General features: G+C 44.5%; 24 protein-coding genes and 1 pseudogene. 3 read left to right on the top strand and 22 right to left on the bottom strand.

Features of this window, described 5'->3' with window-relative positions; translation table 11 throughout:
* Window positions 1-3: 3 nt before the first annotated feature.
* The 5 genes from D7Y06_RS01910 to D7Y06_RS01890 all read right to left on the bottom strand — a co-directional run bounded on the left by D7Y06_RS01910 (window position 4) and on the right by D7Y06_RS01890 (window position 5356).
* Window positions 4-804 carry a Cof-type HAD-IIB family hydrolase gene (locus D7Y06_RS01910; protein ID WP_120406139.1) on the bottom strand — a complete coding sequence of 267 codons (801 nt, stop codon included), beginning with the start codon at window positions 802-804 and terminating at the stop codon, window positions 4-6.
* 57 nt (window positions 805-861) lie between these two features.
* Window positions 862-1122 (bottom strand): hypothetical protein, encoded by a 261-nt coding sequence (locus D7Y06_RS01905; RefSeq protein ID WP_120406138.1) that lies wholly within the window; start codon window positions 1120-1122, stop codon window positions 862-864.
* A 129-nt stretch (window positions 1123-1251) separates the two neighbouring features.
* On the bottom strand, window positions 1252-3300 hold the full coding sequence (recG, locus tag D7Y06_RS01900; protein WP_120406137.1) for an ATP-dependent DNA helicase RecG: 2049 nt from the start codon (window positions 3298-3300) through the stop codon (window positions 1252-1254).
* A gap of 11 nt (window positions 3301-3311) precedes the next feature.
* Window positions 3312-4982 (bottom strand): DAK2 domain-containing protein, encoded by a 1671-nt coding sequence (locus D7Y06_RS01895; protein ID WP_120406136.1) that lies wholly within the window; start codon window positions 4980-4982, stop codon window positions 3312-3314.
* A 14-nt stretch (window positions 4983-4996) separates the two neighbouring features.
* Window positions 4997-5356: an Asp23/Gls24 family envelope stress response protein gene (locus D7Y06_RS01890; RefSeq protein WP_120406200.1), complete on the bottom strand. Its 360-nt coding sequence runs from the start codon at window positions 5354-5356 to the stop codon at window positions 4997-4999.
* Between the two features lie 217 nt (window positions 5357-5573).
* Between D7Y06_RS01890 and rpmB the strand changes: the two genes are divergently transcribed.
* Complete coding sequence (gene rpmB, locus D7Y06_RS01885) at window positions 5574-5759, top strand: 50S ribosomal protein L28 (protein ID WP_120406135.1); 186 nt, start codon at window positions 5574-5576, stop codon at window positions 5757-5759.
* Window positions 5760-5821: 62 nt separating this feature from the next.
* Here rpmB and D7Y06_RS26430 read toward each other — a convergent pair whose 3' ends face one another.
* From D7Y06_RS26430 to miaB, 14 genes and pseudogenes are all read right to left on the bottom strand, one after another.
* Window positions 5822-5965: a hypothetical protein gene (locus D7Y06_RS26430; RefSeq protein WP_199714603.1), complete on the bottom strand. Its 144-nt coding sequence runs from the start codon at window positions 5963-5965 to the stop codon at window positions 5822-5824.
* 63 nt (window positions 5966-6028) lie between these two features.
* Entirely contained in the window at window positions 6029-6454 is a 426-nt protein-coding gene (locus D7Y06_RS01880) for a GerW family sporulation protein (protein ID WP_120406134.1), read from the bottom strand.
* A 12-nt stretch (window positions 6455-6466) separates the two neighbouring features.
* A complete protein-coding gene (locus D7Y06_RS01875) occupies window positions 6467-7285 on the bottom strand; it encodes a DUF2953 domain-containing protein (protein ID WP_120406133.1) in 819 nt (272 codons plus the stop codon).
* Window positions 7282-7608, bottom strand: coding sequence for a hypothetical protein (locus tag D7Y06_RS01870; protein ID WP_120406132.1), 327 nt, complete (start codon window positions 7606-7608; stop codon window positions 7282-7284). The genes D7Y06_RS01875 and D7Y06_RS01870 overlap by 4 nt, the downstream gene beginning before the upstream one ends.
* Before the next feature lie 27 nt (window positions 7609-7635).
* Entirely contained in the window at window positions 7636-8088 is a 453-nt protein-coding gene (locus D7Y06_RS01865) for an NUDIX hydrolase (RefSeq protein WP_120406131.1), read from the bottom strand.
* A 44-nt stretch (window positions 8089-8132) separates the two neighbouring features.
* Complete coding sequence (locus D7Y06_RS01860) at window positions 8133-9662, bottom strand: peptidoglycan D,D-transpeptidase FtsI family protein (RefSeq protein ID WP_243119037.1); 1530 nt, start codon at window positions 9660-9662, stop codon at window positions 8133-8135.
* The gene (locus D7Y06_RS01855; protein WP_120406130.1) at window positions 9553-10962 is read right to left on the bottom strand and encodes an FtsW/RodA/SpoVE family cell cycle protein; all 1410 of its coding nucleotides are present in this window, start codon (window positions 10960-10962) and stop codon (window positions 9553-9555) included. The genes D7Y06_RS01860 and D7Y06_RS01855 overlap by 110 nt, the downstream gene beginning before the upstream one ends.
* A 16-nt stretch (window positions 10963-10978) precedes the next feature.
* A complete protein-coding gene (locus tag D7Y06_RS01850) occupies window positions 10979-13171 on the bottom strand; it encodes a U32 family peptidase (RefSeq protein ID WP_120406129.1) in 2193 nt (730 codons plus the stop codon).
* 282 nt (window positions 13172-13453) lie between these two features.
* Window positions 13454-13876 (bottom strand): annotated as a pseudogene (gene zapA, locus D7Y06_RS01845) (cell division protein ZapA); the annotation flags it as partial.
* A gap of 59 nt (window positions 13877-13935) precedes the next feature.
* Complete coding sequence (ruvB, locus tag D7Y06_RS01840) at window positions 13936-14928, bottom strand: Holliday junction branch migration DNA helicase RuvB (RefSeq protein WP_120406128.1); 993 nt, start codon at window positions 14926-14928, stop codon at window positions 13936-13938.
* Between the two features lie 19 nt (window positions 14929-14947).
* A complete protein-coding gene (gene ruvA / locus D7Y06_RS01835; RefSeq protein ID WP_120406127.1) occupies window positions 14948-15559 on the bottom strand; it encodes a Holliday junction branch migration protein RuvA in 612 nt (203 codons plus the stop codon).
* A 29-nt stretch (window positions 15560-15588) separates the two neighbouring features.
* Window positions 15589-16077 (bottom strand): Gx transporter family protein, encoded by a 489-nt coding sequence (locus D7Y06_RS01830; protein WP_120406126.1) that lies wholly within the window; start codon window positions 16075-16077, stop codon window positions 15589-15591.
* A gap of 35 nt (window positions 16078-16112) precedes the next feature.
* The gene (locus D7Y06_RS01825; protein WP_120406125.1) at window positions 16113-16490 is read right to left on the bottom strand and encodes a NusG domain II-containing protein; all 378 of its coding nucleotides are present in this window, start codon (window positions 16488-16490) and stop codon (window positions 16113-16115) included.
* Window position 16491: 1 nt separating this feature from the next.
* Window positions 16492-17940 carry a tRNA (N6-isopentenyl adenosine(37)-C2)-methylthiotransferase MiaB gene (gene miaB / locus D7Y06_RS01820; RefSeq protein ID WP_120406124.1) on the bottom strand — a complete coding sequence of 483 codons (1449 nt, stop codon included), beginning with the start codon at window positions 17938-17940 and terminating at the stop codon, window positions 16492-16494.
* Between the two features lie 225 nt (window positions 17941-18165).
* Between miaB and D7Y06_RS28500 the strand changes: the two genes are divergently transcribed.
* Window positions 18166-18366: a putative holin-like toxin gene (locus D7Y06_RS28500; protein ID WP_120406122.1), complete on the top strand. Its 201-nt coding sequence runs from the start codon at window positions 18166-18168 to the stop codon at window positions 18364-18366.
* On the opposite strand, the gene D7Y06_RS01805 is transcribed toward D7Y06_RS28500, so the two are convergent.
* Genes D7Y06_RS01805 through proB form a run of 3 tightly spaced genes read right to left on the bottom strand, consistent with a single transcriptional unit; the run spans window position 18313 to window position 21019 of the window.
* The gene (locus tag D7Y06_RS01805; protein WP_120406121.1) at window positions 18313-19563 is read right to left on the bottom strand and encodes a glutamate-5-semialdehyde dehydrogenase; all 1251 of its coding nucleotides are present in this window, start codon (window positions 19561-19563) and stop codon (window positions 18313-18315) included. The two genes, D7Y06_RS28500 and D7Y06_RS01805, sit on opposite strands and share 54 nt — an antisense overlap.
* Window positions 19554-20150, bottom strand: a complete 597-nt coding sequence (locus tag D7Y06_RS01800; RefSeq protein ID WP_120406120.1) for a 5-formyltetrahydrofolate cyclo-ligase — start codon at window positions 20148-20150, stop codon at window positions 19554-19556. Before D7Y06_RS01800 ends, D7Y06_RS01805 begins: the two co-directional genes overlap by 10 nt.
* 23 nt (window positions 20151-20173) lie before the next feature.
* On the bottom strand, window positions 20174-21019 hold the full coding sequence (gene proB, locus D7Y06_RS01795) for a glutamate 5-kinase (protein WP_120406119.1): 846 nt from the start codon (window positions 21017-21019) through the stop codon (window positions 20174-20176).
* A gap of 183 nt (window positions 21020-21202) precedes the next feature.
* Here proB and D7Y06_RS01790 point away from each other — a divergent pair, with 183 nt between their 5' ends.
* Window positions 21203-22204 (top strand): FAD:protein FMN transferase, encoded by a 1002-nt coding sequence (locus D7Y06_RS01790; protein ID WP_120406118.1) that lies wholly within the window; start codon window positions 21203-21205, stop codon window positions 22202-22204.
* Window positions 22205-22233 lie beyond the last annotated feature (29 nt).

Genomic DNA, 22233 nt, shown 5'->3' with positions numbered 1-22233 from the left:
GTGCTAAATCAGCCTGAAATGCTTTAATGCCTTTTCGATCCCATCCTTCTCCACAGCATCCGTCACATAGTCCGCCTGTACCTTTATATCCTCTGTGCCGTTTCCCATGGCAATTCCATGGGAGACATATGCAATCATTTCCAAATCATTCACACTGTCCCCAAAGGCATAGGTATTTTCCCTGGGAATCCCAAGATATTCACAGACTTTTTCAATCCCCACAGCTTTGGAAAACCCTTTGGGCACAATCTCAAGGACGGTATGCAGATATTTTGGAATTGTCTCATGAAAAATCAGCTCATAATCCGTCTCAAGCATTTTCTTTACCTTCTCCATATCCCTTTCGGCCAAATCTGCGCTTAACTTATTTACATGGACAAACTGGACATCCTCTTTTAACTCCAAAAAACGGTTTTTCACAAGCTTTCTTAAATAGTCTATGTAAATATCCCCGGCAAATTCCCGGCTGTTTACATACAAATATTCCTTCCCCTCCAGAATCGCCCTTATGCCGTATGCGTGAAGCCCGGACAGGATATTTTCTATCTCCTCCTGGGACATATATTTTTCAAAAATCATTTTTCCCTGATATTCCACATGGGTTCCGCAGGAAGCCACAACTCCGTCAAAGCCAATGTCCAAAAGCTCCGGGGAGCAGATGGCCGCCCTGCTTCTGCCGCTACAGATAAATGCATAGTTTCCCTTTTCCCTTAATTTTCTTATAGAAGAAACGGTGCTTAGCGGTATTCTCATGTGGCTGTCCCACAGCGTCCCGTCTATATCAAAAAATACTGCTTTTTTCATTTTCTACCTCCTCACAAGAAAAACGCGAATCTGAATCCCTTCAAATCCGCGCAAAAATCACTGTTCGTCCCTGCTGTCAAAGACATGGTTGCTGGCAATATAGCCCAGAACCCAGATAAATCCTGCCACCGTTGTGGAACAGAAAACTTTCACAACAGTCACCACCAGCTGGTAAAACGTTAAAGTCCCCAGGGTATGGGCGCAAATCGCTCCTTTTACCGGTTTTATTATCATCACCCACCCGCCTACATAGATACTTGCCAAAAGGCCAATGGCATAGACAATCACTGCAAGAAACAGTCGTATGTTACGGTTCATATTTATTCTCCCTTTCCGGCAATATGTAATCTTTTCCTGAAAGACAAAGGATATCCATGTGCTTTCAGGTATTTCTGGTGAATATCATAACCTAAATATCCTTATTTTTCAACTGATATTTTTAAATACCTACAAATTCCACCTGTCCATATTACAATTTCCCACAAAAACTTTTAATTTTTTATGTTCCTCCTGCTGCAATCCCGGGTCACGTTCCAAAAGCTCCTTCACATCCTCCGCCGCATCTCTTAGCAACCCGGCGTCCTGATAAATATCCCCCAAGGCAAACAACATCTCCCCGCTCTGGCGGATGCCGAAAAAATCACCAGGCCCTCTCATCTTTAAGTCTTCGCTGGCAATAAAAAATCCGTCGTTGGACTTATTTAAGATATCCAGACGTTTTTTTGACGCCTTGCTCTGGGCGTTATCCACCATAATACAGTAGGACTGGGCATCTCCCCTCCCCACCCTGCCCCTTAGCTGATGGAGCTGTGCCAGGCCGAAACGCTCGGCATTTTCAATCATCATCACTGTGGCGTTGGGCACATCCACCCCAACCTCCACCACGGTGGTGGACACCAAAATCTGGATTTTATTTTTGGAAAAGTTCTCCATTACCTGATTTTTTTCCCCGGGCTTCATTTTGCCGTTTAAAACCCCCATAGGGATACTTCCTTTAAAGTAAGCGTCAAGGCTTTTAGCGTAGTCCCCTACGTTTTCCCCCTCCAATTCCTCCGAATCCTCCACAAAGGGACAGATAACATAAACTTGATGCCCTGCGGCAATTTCTTTTCGCATAAACTCATAGGCGGTTTTCCGGTAAGATTTATCCACCACGCAGTTTTTTATGGGAAGCCTTTTTGCGGGAACCTCATCCATCACAGAGATATCCATATCCCCGTAGAGGATCATGGCTAAAGTTCTTGGAATGGGTGTGGCGCTCATTACAAGGATATGGGGATTTATACCTTTTTTAGCAAAAATTTCCCTCTGGCGGACGCCAAAGCGGTGCTGTTCATCGGTTATCACCAGCCCAAGATTGGAAAACACCGCCCTTTCCTGTAACAGCGCCTGGGTCCCTATGATCATGGCATCCGGGAAGAGCTTTAAGTCTTCCTGGGCGCTGCGCTTTTCCTTTGGGGTTAAACTTCCTGTGAGAAGCACCACCCTGCGCTTAAGTTCAAACTCCCGGCACATTTTGACAAAATTTTCGTAGTGCTGCCTTGCCAAAACCTCCGTGGGGGCCATCAAGGCTGACTGATGCCCGTTTTCCCCCATAAGGGCCATGGCAAGAAAGGCCACTATGGTTTTCCCGGAACCCACGTCCCCCTGGATTAAACGCTGCATAGCTGTTTTCTTTTTTAAGTCCCATAAAATTTCATCCAGGCATTTCTTCTGGGATTTTGTTAAATTGTAGGGCAGGTGGGAAAGAATATAGGGGATTACCGTCTCTTTTTCTATGGGAAAATCATTGGGAAGTTCCCCTTTCTTTTCTTTCTGTATCTGCATCATAAATAGAAAGCGGAAAAATTCATCATACACTAAACGTTTTCTGGCAGCGGTAAGCTGTTCCATATTATCGGGAAAATGGATTTGTGTCAGGGCAAAATTATATTCCCCCAGATTTCTTTTTTTCCGAATCTCCTCCGGGAGAAAGTCATAAGTTAAGCTTACCTTCTCCAAAACCTGTTTAACCGTCTTTATCAAAAGGGCATTGGTAAGTCCCTCTGTACGGCTGTATACGGGCTGCAGGGCTTCCATTTTTCCCTGGTACTGCTCCGGGGTAAATACCTCCGGCTGCTCCATGGCAAAATGGCTGCCCTTCTCCTTAACTTTTCCGTAAAATATATAAGTCTCCCCAGGTTTCAACCTAGTTTTCATATAGGGCATGTGAAACCAGGTGAGCTCCAAACACTCTTTTTCCCTCCCCAGCTTTGCGGAGACAATATCCATGCGCCCTGACCTTATGAGCCTTGGATTGTCTGAAATTTTCCCGGATACGGCGCAAATGCCAGGGACTGTGATATCTTTTACCGTTACAGGTTCTTTATATTTTATGTAATCCCTTGGATAGTGAAGGAGTATATCCCATAGGGTATATACTCCAATCCGGTTCATTAATTTTTCAGTTTTTGCGCCGATTCCCTTTATTTCTGTAATAGGCGAATCTAATTTCATGGTTTCCTCTTCTATTCCGCCGATATAATGTAATAATAAATCGGCTGTCCTCCCTCATGGATTTCCACTTCCACATGGGGATATTTTTCCGTAATATAGCCGGAGAGTTCCTCCGCTTCCTCCTCCTTAGCTTCCTCCCCATAATAGATGCTCACAATCCCCGTATCATCATCTACCATGGCGTCAATCATCTCCTGGGTGGTCTGCTTTTTGTCCCTGCCCACAGAGAGTATGGTTTTATCCCCAAGACCCATATAGTCCCCCTGGTGTATCTCCTTATCGTCTATCTCCGTATCCCTCACCGCATAGGTCACCTGCCCGGTTTTAACCAGGGCGATTTCCTGGTTCATCCGCTCCTCGTTCTCATGGGCTGGCTGCTCTTCAATGAAGTTCACCAAAGCCGTAATTCCCTGGGGAATGGTTTTCGTTGGAATTACTATGACATTTTTTTCCTCACAGATGGAAGCTGCCTGGTTTGCCGCAAGGATAATATTTTTGTTGTTGGGGAGGACAAATACGGTTTTGGCATTTACCTGCTCAATGGCATTTAACACATCCTCCGTACTGGGGTTCATGGTCTGCCCCCCCTCAATAATGTAATCTGCACCCAGGCCTTTAAAGATTTCGTTTAATCCCTCCCCGATAGAGACAGAGACAAATCCCATATCTTTTTCCGGCTCAGAGGGAGGAACATCCTCTTTCTTTCCCTGCATTTCTTTCTCTTTTAATGCGGAGATTTTTTCATCCCGCTCCAGTTTCATATTTTCAATGATAATGGTGGTAAGGCTTCCATAAGTCAGCGCTTTTTGCATGGCAAGCCCCGGATCGTTGGTATGTACATGTACCTTTACGATCTCATCATCTGCCACTACCACAATGGAATCACCGATTCCCTCCAGATGGGCTTTAAATTCCTTCTCTTTTTTATTGTTAAAAGGTTTCTCCAGCATAATCAAAAACTGGGTACAGTAGGCAAATTTTATCTCCTGGTTTGCCTGGGCGTCAATGGAACTGCTCACAGCGGAAAGATTTGGTTTATCCGTTTCAATGGTAAAGTTTAATTTCTTTCCCTGAAGGGCCATAAGCCCCCCCTTTAAGACCTCCACTAATCCCTGTCCGCCGGAATCCACTACCCCTGCCTGCTTTAAGACAGGAAGCATATCCGGCGTCTTAGAAAGCACCCGCTCCGCCTCTTTAATCACAGCTTCTGTAAAAACAAGGAGGTCATTGGTGGTATCCGCAAGCTCCCTGCCCTTTTTGGCCGCTCCCTTTGCAACGGTTAAAATCGTTCCCTCTTTTGGCTTCATAACTGCTTTGTAGGCGGTTTCCACCGCTTTTTCCATAGCCCTTGCCATCACATCTACCGTAATGGTATCGTACTCCGCTATGACCTTGGAAAACCCTCTGAAAAGCTGGGATAAAATAACACCGGAATTTCCCCTTGCCCCCCGAAGGGATCCAGAGGAAATAGCCTTTGCCAGGGACTTCATATCAGGATTTTCAAGGGCGTCTACTTCCCTTGCCGCCGAAAGAATCGTCATAGACATATTGGTGCCTGTGTCTCCGTCGGGCACCGGAAATACGTTTAATTCATTAATCCACTCTTTCTTTGCCTCAAGGTTGCCTGCCCCTGCCAGGAACATTTTGGCAAAGACTGCCGCATTTATCGAATTGATTTCCACTTTTTAAATCCTCCTTAATCGATGACTCTAACGCCTTCCACGTAAATATTTATCTTTTCAATTTTCATTCCCGTAAATTCTTCCACCTTATACTTCACCGTATCCATCAGGTTTTCAGAAACCGTATGGATACTTACCCCATAGGAAACAATTACATGAAAATCAATGATTATTTTATTTTCCTCATCTACCTTAACATTTATACCATGGGTGAGGTAATCTTTTTTCAGTAATTTTACCAGGCCGTCTTTCATATTTACCGCTGCCATGCCCACAATGCCAAAACACTCTACAGCAACAGACCCGGCATAGGTTGCAATCACTTCATTGTCAATTACGATAGTACCCAGTTCTGTCTCTATTTGTCCCTTCATACAAAAACCTCCGTTTTTTATATCGCCAAAACATCCATTGGCGTCTGCACCAAATATATACTCCATTATACCCATTTTTCTTAAAAAATCAAATCTTCTTTCTTAATTATTTTGAAAAATATCATTTTTTTCTTGCATTATGAAATACTATCTGCTAAAATAAACATGTTGTGAGCCTGCAGACAGCAGGTTTAGTAAGTTGCAAGGAGGTGCGGTTATGGCAAAGTGTGCAGTTTGTGGAAAAGGCGCTCATTTCGGAAACAATGTGAGCCATTCTCATAGAAGATCAAATAGAATGTGGAAATCCAACATTAAATCTGTAAAATGTAAAGTAAACGGAGCGGCAAAAAAGATGTACGTGTGTACTTCTTGTCTCAGAAGCGGCAAAGTGGAGAGAGCTTAGTTGTTCGTTGTGCAAGAGTTTCCTAAGGGGCTGTCAGTTGACAGTCTCTTTTTTTTCCCTTTTTAACATCCGCAGCTAAAAAGATAATATCCCAAAAGCATTAGCCCTACTATTGCTAAGAAAGTACAAAATCCCTCCGGTATCACACAGGTAAGGAGCATTCCCACTCCCAGGCAAAACAGCGTATATCCAATCAACCTCTTCACATCAATCCTCACAAAAAAACTGCATATATACTAATATATGCAGTCTCTTTTTACAATTACACCTTATTCCTGATTTTCTTTCACCGACCCGGAAAGAATATCCTCCATGGCATCCTTTGCCTTTTCCCTTGCCCCTTCGTCCTCCACAATATGATCCTTGTTGCTGGTAAATTTATTCACAAAGTCAGGAACCATGTCCAAAATCTTTGTCACCCCGTCCTGGTTTTTCACATTTACAAGCTTGGTAGTTCCGTTGGAAATCACCAAAACAGCGCTGGGCATTAATTTTCCTCCCATACCGCCGCCGCCGTTTTGTTTCTTGTCATCGGAAAATACCCCTGCTGCCACTCCAAAAGAAACATCCACCAAAGGAAGAATAATGGTCTCCCCAATATGGATTGCCTCACCCACTACTGTCTTTGTAGTAATAAAGCTGTCCATTCCCTTAAATAAAGATTCTACTGTTGTATGAAATGTGTTGTCTCCCATTTCTTTGTCCTCCTATTTTCTAATCTTTTTAAGAAATCCCCTGATATTTTTATCCGCAAAGAGACGGATAAGAATCAAAACAAAATGATATAAGGATATATGACCTTTCAGGGAAAGATTCCCCCGCACATAAAATTTGTCACTGGCAAAATCCGGATACACATGAAGCTTGTACCTGTAAAATACAGGGCAAAGGCTTAACACTCCCGTCAACTCCCCTGTATGGGCCGGGTCCCCGGTAGAAAAATGAATTTCTCCCTTTGCATCTTTGGGTTTTAAATGAGACAGGAGATATAAAATTTCCCTCCACACATGGGAGAATGCCAGTTTGTTGGTCTCATCCGATAACTCTCTTTTTATAGAAGAAAAAACACCTGATTTCTTTTTTCTTTCTCCGGTGTCCTGCTTTTTCCCCCTTCTCTTTTGGTGCCTGAATTTACTTTTTTTCTGTTCCTCAGGCTCACCTATTTCCTGCCTGGAATTTGTTATTTCCGGCTTATTTTCCACCGGATCCCCCGTATACTTGTCTGTCTCTTCCCTCTTTTGTTCTTCCTTGGAATCTTCCCCGTCTTTTTCTTTTTCCCCGGAAAGTTCTTTTCCAATTCCAAAAATACGGATTTTTAAAGACAGATTCCCTTCCGAAAACAGAATTTCAAACCCAAGTATCTGAAAGAGCCACCAAAACTTTCCTTTTACTATTGGTTTAGCATCTTCCTTTAAAATGCCTTCCACCTGGTAAAACACCGGGTGAAAGAGGCAGAGAAGAAGAAAAACCAATATCACTGCCAGTATAACCTCTATGATTTTTAACAGTAAAAACAGAATACTCATAAGCTTCTACTTTCCTTGTGCTGCAAATAACTTTTTACATCAAATCCCTCTGTTTTCCCATAGACTTCCGATATAATATGTCCCGCCACCTCCAATGCCTCCTCATAATTTCCTGCCAGCCCAATCACAAACAATTCCTTTTTGGGATAATATTTCTGCATTAATTCTCTGGCGGGTATAATATCCAAAAGATTCCCCGGATTTGATGCAAGGGTAATGACAAATACATGAAGCTGCCCTGCATTGTGCATGATTTTCCATTTTACTTTTCTCTTCTTATGGGAGATAGTTTTCCCCACATACAAATCCTCATACCATTTCATGCAAAATATGACCGCTCCTTTTCTTCCCTAAAAGTATTTGTGGTTTCCCCACAGATTACTTTTTTTTAAATCCAGATATTCATTGTAAGCCTTTTCTAAAATCTGTTTTTCATTGGCAAATTTTAACAAATGGTAAGCCTCATGAAATTTGTAATACCCGGAATCCACAAAAAACTCTTCCCGCTGTGGTTTGCTGTAATAACTGTCCGCCATCATAAGATACCAGTGGACTTCTTTCTCTACAACGTCCTCCGGCACTGTAAATGTGTACTGACTCTTTCCCACGTACTTGATGATAGAGGCTTTGGCTCCGGTCTCCTCCAATACTTCCCGCACTGCCGTCTCCTTATATTCCTCTCCCGACTCCACAGTTCCCTTGGGAAGCACCCAGCCTTCGTACTTATTTCTATAATTTTTGTAAAGTACTAATATCTTGCCCCGAAAAATTACCACACCACCACAGCTCGTTGCTTCAATCATTGCAATACCTCCTGATGTGGTTACTAAACTTAAAAATAAGTATATCAGTATCTGAAATAGGTGTCAAACACTTCTTTTGCAATAGGAACCGCATAGGCGCTGCCGATTCCGGCCCCCTCCACGATAACTGCCACAGCGATGTCCTCCTTGTCCTCCCTGTGGGCATATCCCACAAACCAGGCGTGGCTCTGGCCTTTTATTTTCCCAAACTCTGCAGAGCCGGTTTTTCCCGCTGCAGTGTAGCTCATTCCCTTTAACTTTGTTCCGGTGCCGCTCTCCACCACCTCTGACATATACTCCTGCAAAAGCGCCGCCTCTTCCCCTGTCATAATATTCCCATAACTTTGAGGACGGTATGTCTTTACCGTATTCCCCTCACAGGTTTCCGTGTGGTCAATGACATAAGGCTTCATAAGCACTCCGTCATTTGCCACCGCACTGGTAATCATCAGCATGTGAAGGGGCGTCACCAAAGTCTGCCCCTGGCCGATGGCAGACTCCATAACCTCACTTGTGGAAGAGGAATCATTTAATACGAAACTACTTTTGGAACTGTCCATTTTTTCTACGGGAAGGTCTTTGTTAAACAGCAAATCGCTGCAGGTTTTTGCAAATTTATCAGAATCCATATTAAGCCCCATATTGGCAAAAGAGGTATTGCAGGATTCCGAAAAAGACTGTTTTAAATTTACCGTGCCGTGCACTTCCCCGCTGAAACATTTCAACTTGCTGTTCCCCTCCTGTATCTGGCCGCTGCAAGAATAAGAATACTCCTCATAATCCCCGGGATGTTCCCTCACATATGCCAGGGTGGTTAAAATCTTAAAAGTGGAGCCCGGGGGGTAAAGCCCCTGGGTGGCCCGGTTTACCAGCACAGATTCCCCGTACTCATCCTTTACAATGGTATCCCAGTCCTCTTCAATGGTATTGGGGTCAAATCCGGGTTTTGACACAACAGACAAAACCTTCCCCGTGGAAGGCTCCATCGTGATTACCGCCCCCTTGTAATCTCCCAATGCCCGGAAGGAAATTTCCTGGAGCAGTGGGTTTAAGGTAGTCACCACATTGTCCCCCATGCTTTTTTCCTCCGTCACTTCATCCACTGTCTTTTGGAGAAAATTTTCATTGGAGCGCAGAAGGTTAAAGTTTGCCCAGGATTCAATTCCTGCTCTGCCGTATTTTTCCGTGGAATATCCCACAATATGGGAAAACATTTTATCGTAGGGATATTCCCTTGTCTCATTTCCCTCTTTATCCACCTTTGTCTCCGCTAAAACCTCCCCGTCAGATGCTAATATTTTCCCCCGCACCACGGTATCCGCAAAACTCTCCTGCCTGGTGTTATAGGAATTATTGATAAAATCTTCGCTTTTTACCACCTGAAAATACGCAAAATATCCCATCGTGCAGAGAAACAGTCCGATAAAGCAATAGGTAATCACTGCAAATTCCCGGTTAGAGCTTTTACCGGAGGTCCTGGACTTCTGGGTAGAAGCCTTCCCGGACATTGTCTTTCCCTTTTCCCTGTCCTGCTTTTTTGTTCCCTGGCTTCCTCTTTCCTGGATTTTTGCCATGTGCTCCCTCCTGTTCCCTTAAAATATAAAGCCCCTGTATAATGGAAAAAATAATAATGCTGCTTAAAAGCGAACTCCCCCCGTAACTTACAAAGGGAAGTGTCACCCCCGTGGAAGGGATAAATTTAATCACCCCTCCTATGGTTAAAAATACCTGAAAACCATAAACTGTGCCAAGGCCCAATGCCACCAGCTTATAATATTTGTTTTTTAGCTGCATGGCAATATTTAAACACATGAGAAAGCAGCTCATGCATACCATAATCAGACACAGGGCAAAAATCCCCCCCAGTTCCTCGGATATAGCGGAAAAAATCACATCCCGCTCCACCACAGGTATCTTATTTGGCTGGCCCTTATAGAGCCCTACCCCAAACCATCCCCCTGTGCCGATGGCAAAGAGGGACTGGCACACCTGGTAACCCTCTTTTTCAATAACGCTTAAAGGGTCCTGCCATGCCACCACCCTTACCCTCACATGGGCAAACATTTTGTAGGCTAAAACCGACGCCCCGGAACCTGCCAAAAGCCCCCCAATAAAATACAGGGGCTGGCCGGTAGCCACATACAGCATCACAAGATACACGATAAAGAAAATCAAGGCTCCCCCCAAATCTTTGGAGGCAACCAGAATAATCACATGGGCCGCCGCAGCTATGGTGGTAATCACCACCTGAAAAAAATCTTTTGAGGCAGAGAGCATCCCCGCCACAAAAAACACAAAAATAATCTTTACAAATTCAGAAGGCTGTAAAGACACCCCCGCCACGGTGTAGGAGAGCTTCGCCCCGTAACTGGTTCTTCCCAAAACCCACACAATGCCCAGGGCTGCTAAGCCCACCAGGGCAAAGAGCCAGGTTAATTTATCTAAAAACCACATTTTTTTAATAAGAAAGGGAATACACAGCCCGAAAATCATAGCAGCCGCTGCAATGACAAACTGCCGGATGGCCAAATCAAAAGACAATCTGGTAAGAATAATAAAACCGATTGCCATAAGCATGCACATATTGTTTACCAAAAGCTGGGAGGACTTCTCATACAACATTTTGTAGCTGCTGATGACAATGATAAAAAACACAACCTGGGCGCCGTAAAACAACAGTACGCTTATGTTTCTGGTCTCATCATAAATCAGCAGAAAGGCATCCAGATGTATGAGAATCATAATCATATTCTGCCTGCGGAAAATGTTCTCCCTCTGCTCTTTTTTATTTTTCCTCCGGAAAACTGCAAATCCTAAGAATGTATAAACTGCAAATAATACAATCATAAGATATTTGGATATCTCTGCGAACATAAACTCAAAAACCTCGCTATTCTACACCTCTTTTATAGTGGCCATAGGTAAAATCCGCGCCTTTTAAGACAGCGTTTTCCCCAAAACCGGAACCAATGAAACTGCACCACTGACTTAGTATCTCCTCCGCCTCCCCCGGCTCCTCTATGGTGAAATTCAGCCGGAATCCTGTAACGCCAAGGCCCGGCAGTTCCCCTGCCACAGAAAGAAGATTTAATGGTTTGGAATTATAAATCACATTATAACATTCCCCGCAGTTATTTTTCACAGGAAAATATGCCCCCTTGCGGTCTTTTAAATAATAAAGGGAGGGTTCTTTTTTGCACCTGCCCATGGTCTTTTCCACACACTGCACAGATGTCATCATGGGAAGATAGCCGTAGACAATCATTTCGCTCCCCTGATTTTCCCTGGCCCGCAGCTCTTTTCTATTTAGCTCCAAAGGAACGGTATCCCTTAAGCCAAGTTTTAAAAAACTTTCCCTTGTGCGGTTAGACCAGGTGTACATATTGGCATCCAGGCATATTTCTTCCCCCGGAATCCCGGATTCCAACAGAAATTGTAAAGCGTCATAACTTTTTACCAAAAAACCGTCCACTTTTAAATCTGTTATAATTTCCCGGTAAAATTCTGCCGTATGACGCCGGAATATGGCGGGGAACCCATAGTACAGCTCCTTGCCCGCATCCTTTGCTTTTTGATATAAGTCTTTTAACTCTTCTGCTAAATTATCCCGTTTTAATGCCATACTGTCAATATATATTCTGTGAACTTCATACTTTTTTAAGAAAGGATAAAACTGCTCTTTTTTCTCCACAGAGACGCTTAGGTGTATATTCCCCTGAAAAGCCCTGTGGGCATACCCGGAAAAATCCACAGGGATACCCTTATTTCCCCCCTGTCTTTTAAAGGGTTTTAGAAGTTCTTCCTCCAGTTTAGAAAGGGCCTGGCGGCGAAGCTCATTTATTTCGGAAATAGGGACAAAAAGCCCCTCCGCCGCCTTTATATCCAAAAATACAAAGGCAAAAGGCGTATCTCCCGTCTTTTCCAATTTCCTGCGGATGTTCTCTTCCCTTAAGGGCTGTTTTTCTGCTTTTTGCGGAAAAGCCCCCTCCGCCTTAACAACGGCATTTCCTGACCTTACCGTAAGACTTATGGGGGCATTTTCCCCCATCACGAAACTTCCCTGGATTTTTTCTTTTTTCCCGTTCTCTATATAATTTTCCCGGATTTCTCTTTGGATCCCGTCTTTGCCCTTTGCATGGGAAGGCATATTTATGGTCAGCATATCAGCCCCGTTCCACTGGTTTAAATACCCTTCCGTAAAACCGCTGCGGTTCCCCAAATCAAAGAGAATCTTCTGGTCTAAAGGGGATACCTGATAGGAATCTTTACCATATTTTAAGTACAAATCCATGTACTTTCGGTATATACTTGTCACCCCGGCAGCATATTCCGCCTGTTTCATCCGTCCCTCGATTTTAAAAGAAAATACCCCGTGCTCCGCCATGTCTGGAAGCCTGTCAATGGTGCACAAATCCTTGGGACTTAAGGGATACACCGGATTTTTATTTATACTTTTCCTATTTTTATCCAAACAGGTGTAGGGAAGCCTGCAGGGCTGGGCACATCTCCCCCGGTTTCCGCTTCTGCCCCCGATTAAGCTGCTGAAAAGACACTGGCCGGAATAGCAATAGCACAGTGCCCCATGGACAAAACATTCTATTTCCACACCTGTTTTGCTGTGAATCTCTTCTATCTCCGAAAGGGACAGTTCCCTGGCAGTGACTACCCGGGATACGCCCTGGGCTGCTAAAAACCTGGCCCCCAATGCCCCTGTCACCGTCATCTGTGTACTGGCGTGGACAGAGAGTTTTGGGAAGTGGCACCGCACAAAGGAGAGAACCCCAAAATCCTGAACAATCACCCCATCTAAACCCTGTTCATAAAAAGGAAGGAGGTAATCATACAACCGTTCCTCCATCTCCTCCTCTTTTAGCAGGGTGTTTACTGTCATATATGCTTTTTTTCCATGGATATGGGCAAAATCAATAGCCAAAAGCACTTCCTCTTTTGAAAAATTTTCCGCATACGCCCTGGCCCCAAAGCTGCTGCCCCCAAAATAGACGGCATCCGCCCCGGCCTGGATCACCGCCTGAAATGTGGTGAGATTTCCCGCCGGTGAGAGTAATTCTAATTTCGTCTTCATAAAAATACCTCAGCCTCTAAAGAGATAACTTAGGGAAACACTGATGAAAGCGTTTCCTTAGAAAAGAGGGTGCCCTCTGACATCCTCCTATCTCTTTCCCCTGGATTTTCCCTTTTCCCTGGCTTCCTTTTCCTGTGCCGCCTTCTCCTCGGCCTCCAAAGCCGCCAGCTCCCTTAAAAATTCCTCTTCCTCAATCTCTTCCGCCGTCTTTTCCTTTAACGGCTCCTTCTTTACCAGCTCTATCTTTACCGGTTCTTTTTCCTTAAAAGGAACCGGCTCTTTTTCCTTTGGAAGTTTTCCTAAAAGTTCATCCTCCAAAGCCGTCTCCAGTTTGGCCTTATTTAAAAGAAGTTCTTTATTTTTCGATTCCAGCTCGTGCTGGGCTTTCTCGCAGGCTTCCAGCTGAATCTGGCAGGAAATCAGTTCGTGTTTTAGATCATAGATTTCTTTCTCTTTCTGTTCTAAATCCCTCTCCAGTTTTTCCACCCGCTCTTTTGCCTTAAAATAATCATCGGCAATATTTAACTGCAGCAGGGTGGACTTCATATCCACCGGAAAACGGCGCACAGACTCCATCTCATTAAATTCATTAATCTTACTGTTAATATACGCCGCCACTTTCTGAAGATATTCCTCCCCCTCATATCCGCTGAGCGTATACACCTTGCCTCCAATGAGCACCTCGGTATTGGATTTAGATGACATATGGTTTCCTCCTAGGTATTCCCGTTTACAAATTTATCTTTATTATACTGATTTTCTAATTATCTTGCAATCCCAAAGTGCTTATAGGCTAGATTTGTTGCCACCCTGCCTTTTGGAGTGCGGTTGATGAAGCCGTTTTTTACAAGATATGGCTCATACACATCCTCTATGGTGCCGGAATCCTCACCAATGGCCGCGGATAAGGTATCCAACCCCACCGGGCCCCCTTCAAATTTCTCCATAATGGTAAATAAAATATTCCTGTCGTTCTGGTCTAAGCCGCAGGAATCTACCTCCAGCAAATCCAGGGCAAATTTTGCCACATCCTCTGTGATTTTCCCGTCGTATTTCACCTGGGCAAAATCCCTTACCCGTTTTAACAGGCGGTTGGCAAGCCTTGGGGTTCCCCTGCTTCTCTTGGCAAGCTCCAACGCCCCAGGATCGTCAACTTCCACATTTAAAATCCCGGCAGACTGTAAAATAATGGTTTTTAACTCTTCCGGGGTATAAAATTCCAGATGGTGCACCACCCCAAACCGGTCCCTTAAGGGAGCGGACAAAAGCCCTGCCCTTGTGGTTGCCCCCACCAGTGTAAACTTGGGCAAATCTAGGCGGATAGACCGGGCGGAAGCCCCTTTCCCAATCATAATATCTATGGCATAATCCTCCATGGCAGGGTAAAGCACTTCCTCCACCTGGCGGTTTAGCCTGTGGATTTCATCTACAAAAAGCAAATCCCCCTCCCCAAGGCTGCTTAATATAGCTGCCATCTCCCCGGGCTTTCCTATGGCGGGGCCGCTGGTGATTTTCATGTGGGTTCCCATCTCATTGGAGATAATGCCTGCCAAGGTAGTTTTTCCCAGGCCGGGAGGGCCGTAAAACAACACGTGATCCAATGCCTCCCCTCTCTGTTTCGCCGCCTCAATATACACTTTCAAATTTTCCTTGGCTTTCTTTTGCCCAATATAATCCTTAAGCTTTTGGGGCCTTAAACTTGTCTCTGTTTTTTCGTCTTCCTGCTGCAACTGTGTGGATATCACACGCTTTTCCATGATTTTTCCTCATTTCCGGTTATACCATCGCCATCTGCTTTAACGCCGCTTTCAACACATCCTCCACATTCATCTCCTCTGTAATCTCTATTTTAGAGAGCACCGAAAGAGCCTCGGAGGAGGAATACCCCAATGCCACAAGAGCCTGCACCGCTTCGCTTTTTACCGTTTTTGTCTCGGGTACTCCCCCCGAAACCTGGGGCATGTCTTTTTCCTCAAACACATCCTCTATATTTAACTTATCTTTCAATTCCAAAATAACCCGCTGGGCAGTTTTCCCCCCCACTCCAGGCGCCTTTGCAATGGCCTTGGCGTCTCCTCCCATAACGGCAAACCGCAAATCATCTGTACTCATAACGGAAAGTATGGCAAGGGCGCCCTTGGGGCCGATTCCCCCCACCCCTAAAAGGAGTTTAAACACTTTAATGTCATCCTTTGTCAAAAAACCGTACAGGGAAAAGGCGTCCTCCTTTACATTTAAATAGGTATAAACCTTTACCTCGCTGCCCACCGGGGCAAGGGCGTCAAGAACCCTTGCCGGCACGTTAATATTGTAGCCGATTCCATGGTTATCCACCACGATTTTATCTTCCATGGTTTCCTCTAATGTTCCTTTGATATATGAATACATACTTCCTCCCCGTTATGTGCACTCCTTACTTATATACGGTTTCCGATACGCAGAATAATTTCCTGGGACAAAATGCCAATGAAAAACCCTGTAATAAAACCGGCAGTTAAAAGTACAGGAATGTAATAGAGAATATGGTAATTTTCCACCACAAGGGCCGCCATGATAAGCTGCCCTGTGTTGTGCATAACCCCTCCCGCCACGCTTACGGTAACGACTTTTAGCTTTTCCGTCCTCTTTAAAACATACATAGCCAGAAAACTTAAAGCCCCTCCGCTTAAACTGTATAAGATGCTAAAAGGATTCCCAAATAAAAATCCTGCCAGAATAATCCTAACCACAGAAACCAGAAAAGCTTCTTTTGCCCCAAGGGTATATAAAAGCAATACCACCACAATATTGGTAAGGCCAAGTTTCACTCCCGGTATTCCAAAATAAAAGGGAATCAAAGATTCCACATAACTGCAGATTAAGGCCAATGCCAGATACATCCCAAGATATGCCACATTTCTCTTCATGTTTTCTCCCTTTTCGGTAAAATCTTCCCACTTTTTTACCGGGCAATGGAGTCAAAATCTCCCTTTGCCTCCCCTTTTACCTCCACCACAACTTTGTTGGGCAGGCACACAATGCTTTCCCCGCTTTTGGAAACCGGCTTTTGACGGACACAGAGCTTGTCCGGGCAGGATGCCTTTCGCATATCCGCTTTCCCCTCCCGGATATCTAAAACATTTATGGTTATTCCCTCTTTTTTTATCTCTATCTCCTGGTCTTTCTCCAAGGGAACTTCCCGGTACACCTCCCCGTCTAAGGAAATCACCACAAACTCCCCCTGCTTTCTTTTAAAAGCCGTAAAAATCACTGCAAAAACAAGTACTGCAAACACAACTGCAAGTACAATGAAATCTGTTTTTCCAAACCTTCTATTCATATCAGGAAATTATCCTTCCCATATAATAAAATCCTTTGCACTCTGTAAGTTCTACATTTTGTATGGTTCCTATCAAATCTTTACCTCCAGGAAGATGTACCACGGAATTGTTGGAAAGCCTTCCAGTGACAAGGGAATCGTCCTGTTCATTTATGCCTTCCACTAAAACAGGCAGTACTTTTCCTTTGTGCTCCATGGCTTTTTCCGCCGCAATAGACTGGACTTCTTTTAAAAGCCGGTCAAACCTGTCTTTTACCACATCCTCCGGTATCTGGCCTTCCATAGCGGCAGCAGGGGTTCCTGTTCTCTTAGAGTAGATAAAGGTAAAAGCGCTGTCAAAGCGGACACGCTTCACCACATCCAGAGTTTCTAAAAAATCTTCCTCCGTCTCCCCGGGAAATCCCACAATAATATCTGTTGTTATGGAGATATCCGGCATAGCCCTCCGCACTTTTTCCACCAGAGCTAAATACTGATCCTTTGTGTACCTGCGGTTCATTTCCCTTAAAATCCTGGTGCTGCCGGACTGTAAGGGAAGATGGAGATGCCTGCACACTTTAGGGGAATTTTTCATTACTTCAATCAGCTCGTCGGAGAGGTCTTTGGGGTGGGAGGTCATAAACCGGATTCTCTCAATTCCCTGAATTTTGTGAACTTCCTCCAATAGTCCGGCAAAACTTATAGGTTCTTCTAAGTTCTTCCCGTAGGAATTTACATTCTGGCCTAAGAGCATAATTTCCACTACCCCGTCCTCCGCCAGTTTTTCTATCTCCTGAATAATATCCTTTGGATTTCTACTTCTTTCCCTGCCACGGACATAGGGGACAATACAGTAACTGCAGAAATTATTGCATCCGAACATAATATTGACGCCGGACTTAAAAGAATATTTCCGCTCCACCGGAAGCTCTTCCACTATTTTGTCCGTCTCCTCCCACACATCGATTACCCTGGAACCGGACTCTAAAACCTCCCACAAAAGTTCTGCAAACTTATAGATATTATGGGTTCCAAAAATCAAATCCACAAAGGAGTAACTTTTTTTCAGTTTCTCTACTACCTCCCTCTCCTGCATCATACAGCCGCAGAGGGCAATCTTCATGTGGGGGTTTTTCTTTTTAAACCCATGGAGGTATCCCAGCCTTCCGTAAACTTTATTGTTGGCGTTTTCCCGGACGGTACAGGTGTTGTAAATCACGAAATCCGCTTCCTCGGAATCCCCTTTTTCATACCCCATATTCTCTAAAATGCCGGCAAGTTTTTCCGAATCCCTGGCATTCATCTGACAGCCCATGTTCACCACAAAGGATTTGGGCAGGTGTCCGTTTTTTTGTTGAAAATTCTTTACCCACTCCCGGCATTTTGCCATATAGTAATACTGCCTGTCAGGTTCCTCTGTTGGGGGGGCTGAATTTAAATTTATTTTTTCTAAATCTATTTCATGATACATTTTTCTTGACTTTCTCCTTTATCTGTCTTACAATCAATACAAGTACATAGATATCATTTCTTATCTTATTCTTTATGGTAAGTTCCACATAAAAAACAGTATATACCAATGCAGTCATTTTTTCAATCAGATTTATTTCCACCGAACTGTTATTTTTGAAAACAAAATATATATTTAACCGGGAAGCCGAAGGATGTTGCTGCACCCGTTCCGAGTCAGTCGGAGGTGGCGCTTATAAGTACATATGAAGCATTGCAGCTTATTGTTTCCATTGCATTACTTGTTGTTGCAATCCTGAATTATACACATAAAAATAGCCGTCCTGACCCTCGCAAAGTCAACGGCTATTTAAATCTAATGTCAAATAAAAAATCACCGAATCTGCCCATTCCCATAAATAATATATTTGCTGCTGGTAAGGGCTAAAAGCCCCATAGGCCCTCTGGCATGGAGTTTCTGGGTGCTAATGCCAATTTCCGCCCCAAACCCGAACTCAAATCCGTCGGTAAACCGTGTGCTGGCATTGACATAAACTGCAGCCGCATCCACTTCGTTTAAGAATCGCTCTGCGTTGGTGTAATCCTTGGTGATAATCGCCTCGGAATGCCCGGTATTGTAATGATTGATATGGGCAATGGCCTCATCAATAGAATCCACAGACTTAGCGGAAATCTTATAATCCAGGTACTCCCTTCCCCAATCCTCCTCCGTGGCGGGAATCACGTTGGCATCTTTTACGGAAGCCTTTAAAATGCTCTCATCCCCCCGGATTTCCACCTGTTTTTCCGCCAGGCGTTTCTCTATCAAAGGAATAAAGGAATCCAAAATATTTTTGTGGACTAACAGGGATTCACAGGCATTGCACACTCCGATCCGCTGGGTTTTTGCGTTGAAAATAATATCGCAGGCCATATCAAAATCTGCGCTTTCATCCACAAAAATATGACAGTTTCCTGTCCCTGTCTCAATGACGGGAATGGTGGAATTTTCCACCACCGTGCGTATAAGCCCTGCCCCTCCTCTTGGAATCAGCACATCCACATAACGGTTCATCTTCATAAATTCCGCTGCCGTCTCATGGCTGGTATCCTCAATCAAGGAGATGGCGGTCTCAGCTACGCCGCACTCTTTTAACGCCTTGCGGATTACCTTTACAATAGCCTCGTTGGAGTAAATGGAATCTTTTCCTCCCCTTAAAATCACCACATTCCCTGTTTTAAAACACAGGCCGAAGGCATCAGAGGTTACATTGGGCCTGGATTCGTATATAATTCCAATGACGCCTAAAGGAACCCTTTTCTGGCCAATCATCAGGCCGTTGGGACGCTTTTTCATGGAGAGTACTTCCCCGATAGGATCCTCTAACGCCGCCACTTCCCGAAGACCCTCCCCCATTGCCCCAATCCTGTCTTCTGTCAGAAGCAGACGGTCTAAAAGTCCCTCCGGCATACTATTTTTTCTTCCGTTTTCCATATCGATATGATTTTGTTCTATGATGTACTGCCTTTTTTCCCAGAGTTTATCTGCCACGGTGCACAACACCTGATTTTTCCGGCTTGTGGATAAAATTCCCACTTCCTGTTTCGTCTCTTTTGCCCTCCTGCAAAGTTCTTCTAATTCCATTTCTGCTCCTTTCCGCAGGATATCCCCTGCTCTGTGATAAGATAGTTTATGGGTATATCAAAATCTTCCGTAGGCAGTTTTTCTTCCACCTGATTCTCATAGGCGATTCCTGCCCGAAGAAGGCGGGGATGTTTTTCAAAATAGCGGTCATAATACCCTTTCCCGTAGCCAAACCTGCCCCCTTCCCTGTCAAATGCAGAACCTGGAGTAAAGCACAGTGCATATTCCCACTCCGCCTTTTTGCAGGCGTTATCCGGCTCCATCACATGAAATGCTCCCTCTTTTAAATCATCCAAAGAAAACACCTGGTAAAAATCCATGGACATGCCCTGTACTCTTGGAAATGCCAAGGGGACTTCCCCTTTCAGTAAAAATTTATAAAAAGGAATCAGGGATACCTCGCTCCCCAGGGGGTAATAGCCGTAAACCCTGACTTTATGCCCGTTTTTTTGGGGAAGCTTTATTAGCTTTTGGGCATGAATAGAGATAATATCGGACAAAGCCAAACGTTCTTCCCTTGGCATGTCATTTCGCATAAGAAGATGGCGTTTCCGAATCTGCTCCTTTGTCTCTTTGAAATCTTCCATATATTTAAAACTGTCCTTTCCCCTTAAAGGGTTTCCACAAAATCGCTGATATAGAAATCTTCGTTGTATTTTGCGTGGAAAAATGTCCCCAAATACTCCCCGTCAAAAATATCGTGAAGGATTCCCACATCTTTCCCGTTGGCTATAATCATATCCGCCCCTGACTGGGTGGCAATCCGGGCAGCGGTTAGTTTTGTGGCCATCCCCCCCGTCCCCACGTCGCTTCCGGTGGACTCCTTTGCCATATGTAACAGTTTTTCGCTGATATCCGTCACTTCCCGGATCAGCCTGGCGTCCCGGCTGCTTCTGGGGTCGTCTGTGTAAAGCCCGTCGATATCTGAGAGAAGTATCAAAAGGTCTGCCGATGTCAAAGACGCCACCAGGGCAGACAAGGTGTCGTTATCCCCAAATTCCATCTCATAGGTGGAAATGGTATCATTTTCATTGACAATGGGTATGACCCCCATTTCAAAGAGCTGTTCAAAGGTATTTTGGGCATTCAGCCTGGAAACATTATCGCTCATGGTGCTTTTTGTCAGTAAAACCTGCCCCACCGTCTGATGGTATTCGGCAAACATCCTCTGGTACGTCATCATAAGCCTTGCCTGCCCCACTGCTGCGCAGGCCTGCTTCTCAGCAGTTTTCTCCGGCCGTTTTTTGATTCCCATGGAACTTCTTCCCACAGCTATGGCCCCGGAACTCACCAGACACACATCCCTTCCTTGGTTTCTAAGGTCACAGAGCTGCCGCACCAGCTTTTCCAGTTTTGAAAAATTAAGCCCCCCCGTCTCATCATGGGTGATAGAGGAGGAACCGACTTTCACCACGATTCTCTTTTTCTCTCTCAATGATTTATCCTTTGCTTCCATTTTATATTAACCCCTTTTTCTCAAAATCTCCCTGCAAGAGTTACTGCCACGTATCGTTTCTAGTACAACGAATACAAATTTCGTATTCATTGTACTAGTTTAGCACACATCTTTCTTGTCGACAACTTAAAATTATGCTATTCTAAAGTACAAACAATTAATTTCTCTGAAGGGGTACGTTTTATGAAGAAGCTTATATATTTTTTTATAAATATCTTTCTCCTCTCTTTTGGCTTTTTGGCAGGCTGCGGCACTTCCCCGGAAAAAATCTCAAAATCCGGGTTCTATTTTGATACGGTGATTACCGTCACGCTCTACGATAAGGAGTATGAGCCGCATTTGGAGGACTGTTTTAAATTGGCGGACACCTATGAACAGTATTTCAGCGCCACCAGAAAGGACAGCGATGTGTCAAAAATCAATACCGCCGGGGGCAAACCTGTTCAGGTGCATGAAGAAACCATGGAATTAATCCAAAAGGGCCTGTATTACTCCCAGGTTTCCGGGGGCGGCTTTGATATTACCGTGGGAAACCTCACTTCCCTGTGGGATTTTTCCCAGGAAAACCCTGCGGTGCCAAAAGACTCCGATATCCAGAACGCCCTAGCCTCCATCGATTACCGAAATGTGGAGGTTTCCGGCAATACTGTCTCTTTAAAAAATCCCCAAACCCACATAGATTTAGGGGGGATTGCCAAGGGATATATTGCGGATAAAATGAAAGAATACCTAATTGAACAGGGTGTCACAGAGGGTATTATCAATCTGGGGGGAAATGTGCTCTGCCTGGGTGAAAAAACTGACGGGGCCTACCATATTGGCGTACAAAAGCCTTTTGAACCGGAGGGAACTGCCCTCTTTGCCCTTAACGTGGCGGATAAAACCGTGGTGACCTCCGGTGTGTATGAGCGGTGCTTTACACTGAAGGATAAACTCTACCACCACATTTTAAACCCTGCCAGTGGATATCCCTATGACAACCACCTTGTAAGCGTCACCATTATCTGCAAAAATTCCGTGGACGGTGACGGCTTAAGCACCGCCTGTTTTTCTATGGGATTAGAAAAGGGCATGGAATTCATTGAAAATCTATCCGACACGGAGGCCGTGTTTATTACGGAGGACAATGAACTGCATTTTAGCAGCGGCATGGGAAAAACCGTTCCCTACGAGATTTTAGAATAGTTTTGTTGAAAACTTCCCATTTGTCTACT

This window comes from Roseburia sp. 1XD42-69 (genome assembly GCF_003612565.1).
GTDB lineage: Bacteria > Bacillota > Clostridia > Lachnospirales > Lachnospiraceae > Roseburia_B.
The sequence above is the reverse complement of the archived record's forward strand: the minus strand, read 5'-3'. Positions and strand labels throughout refer to the sequence as shown.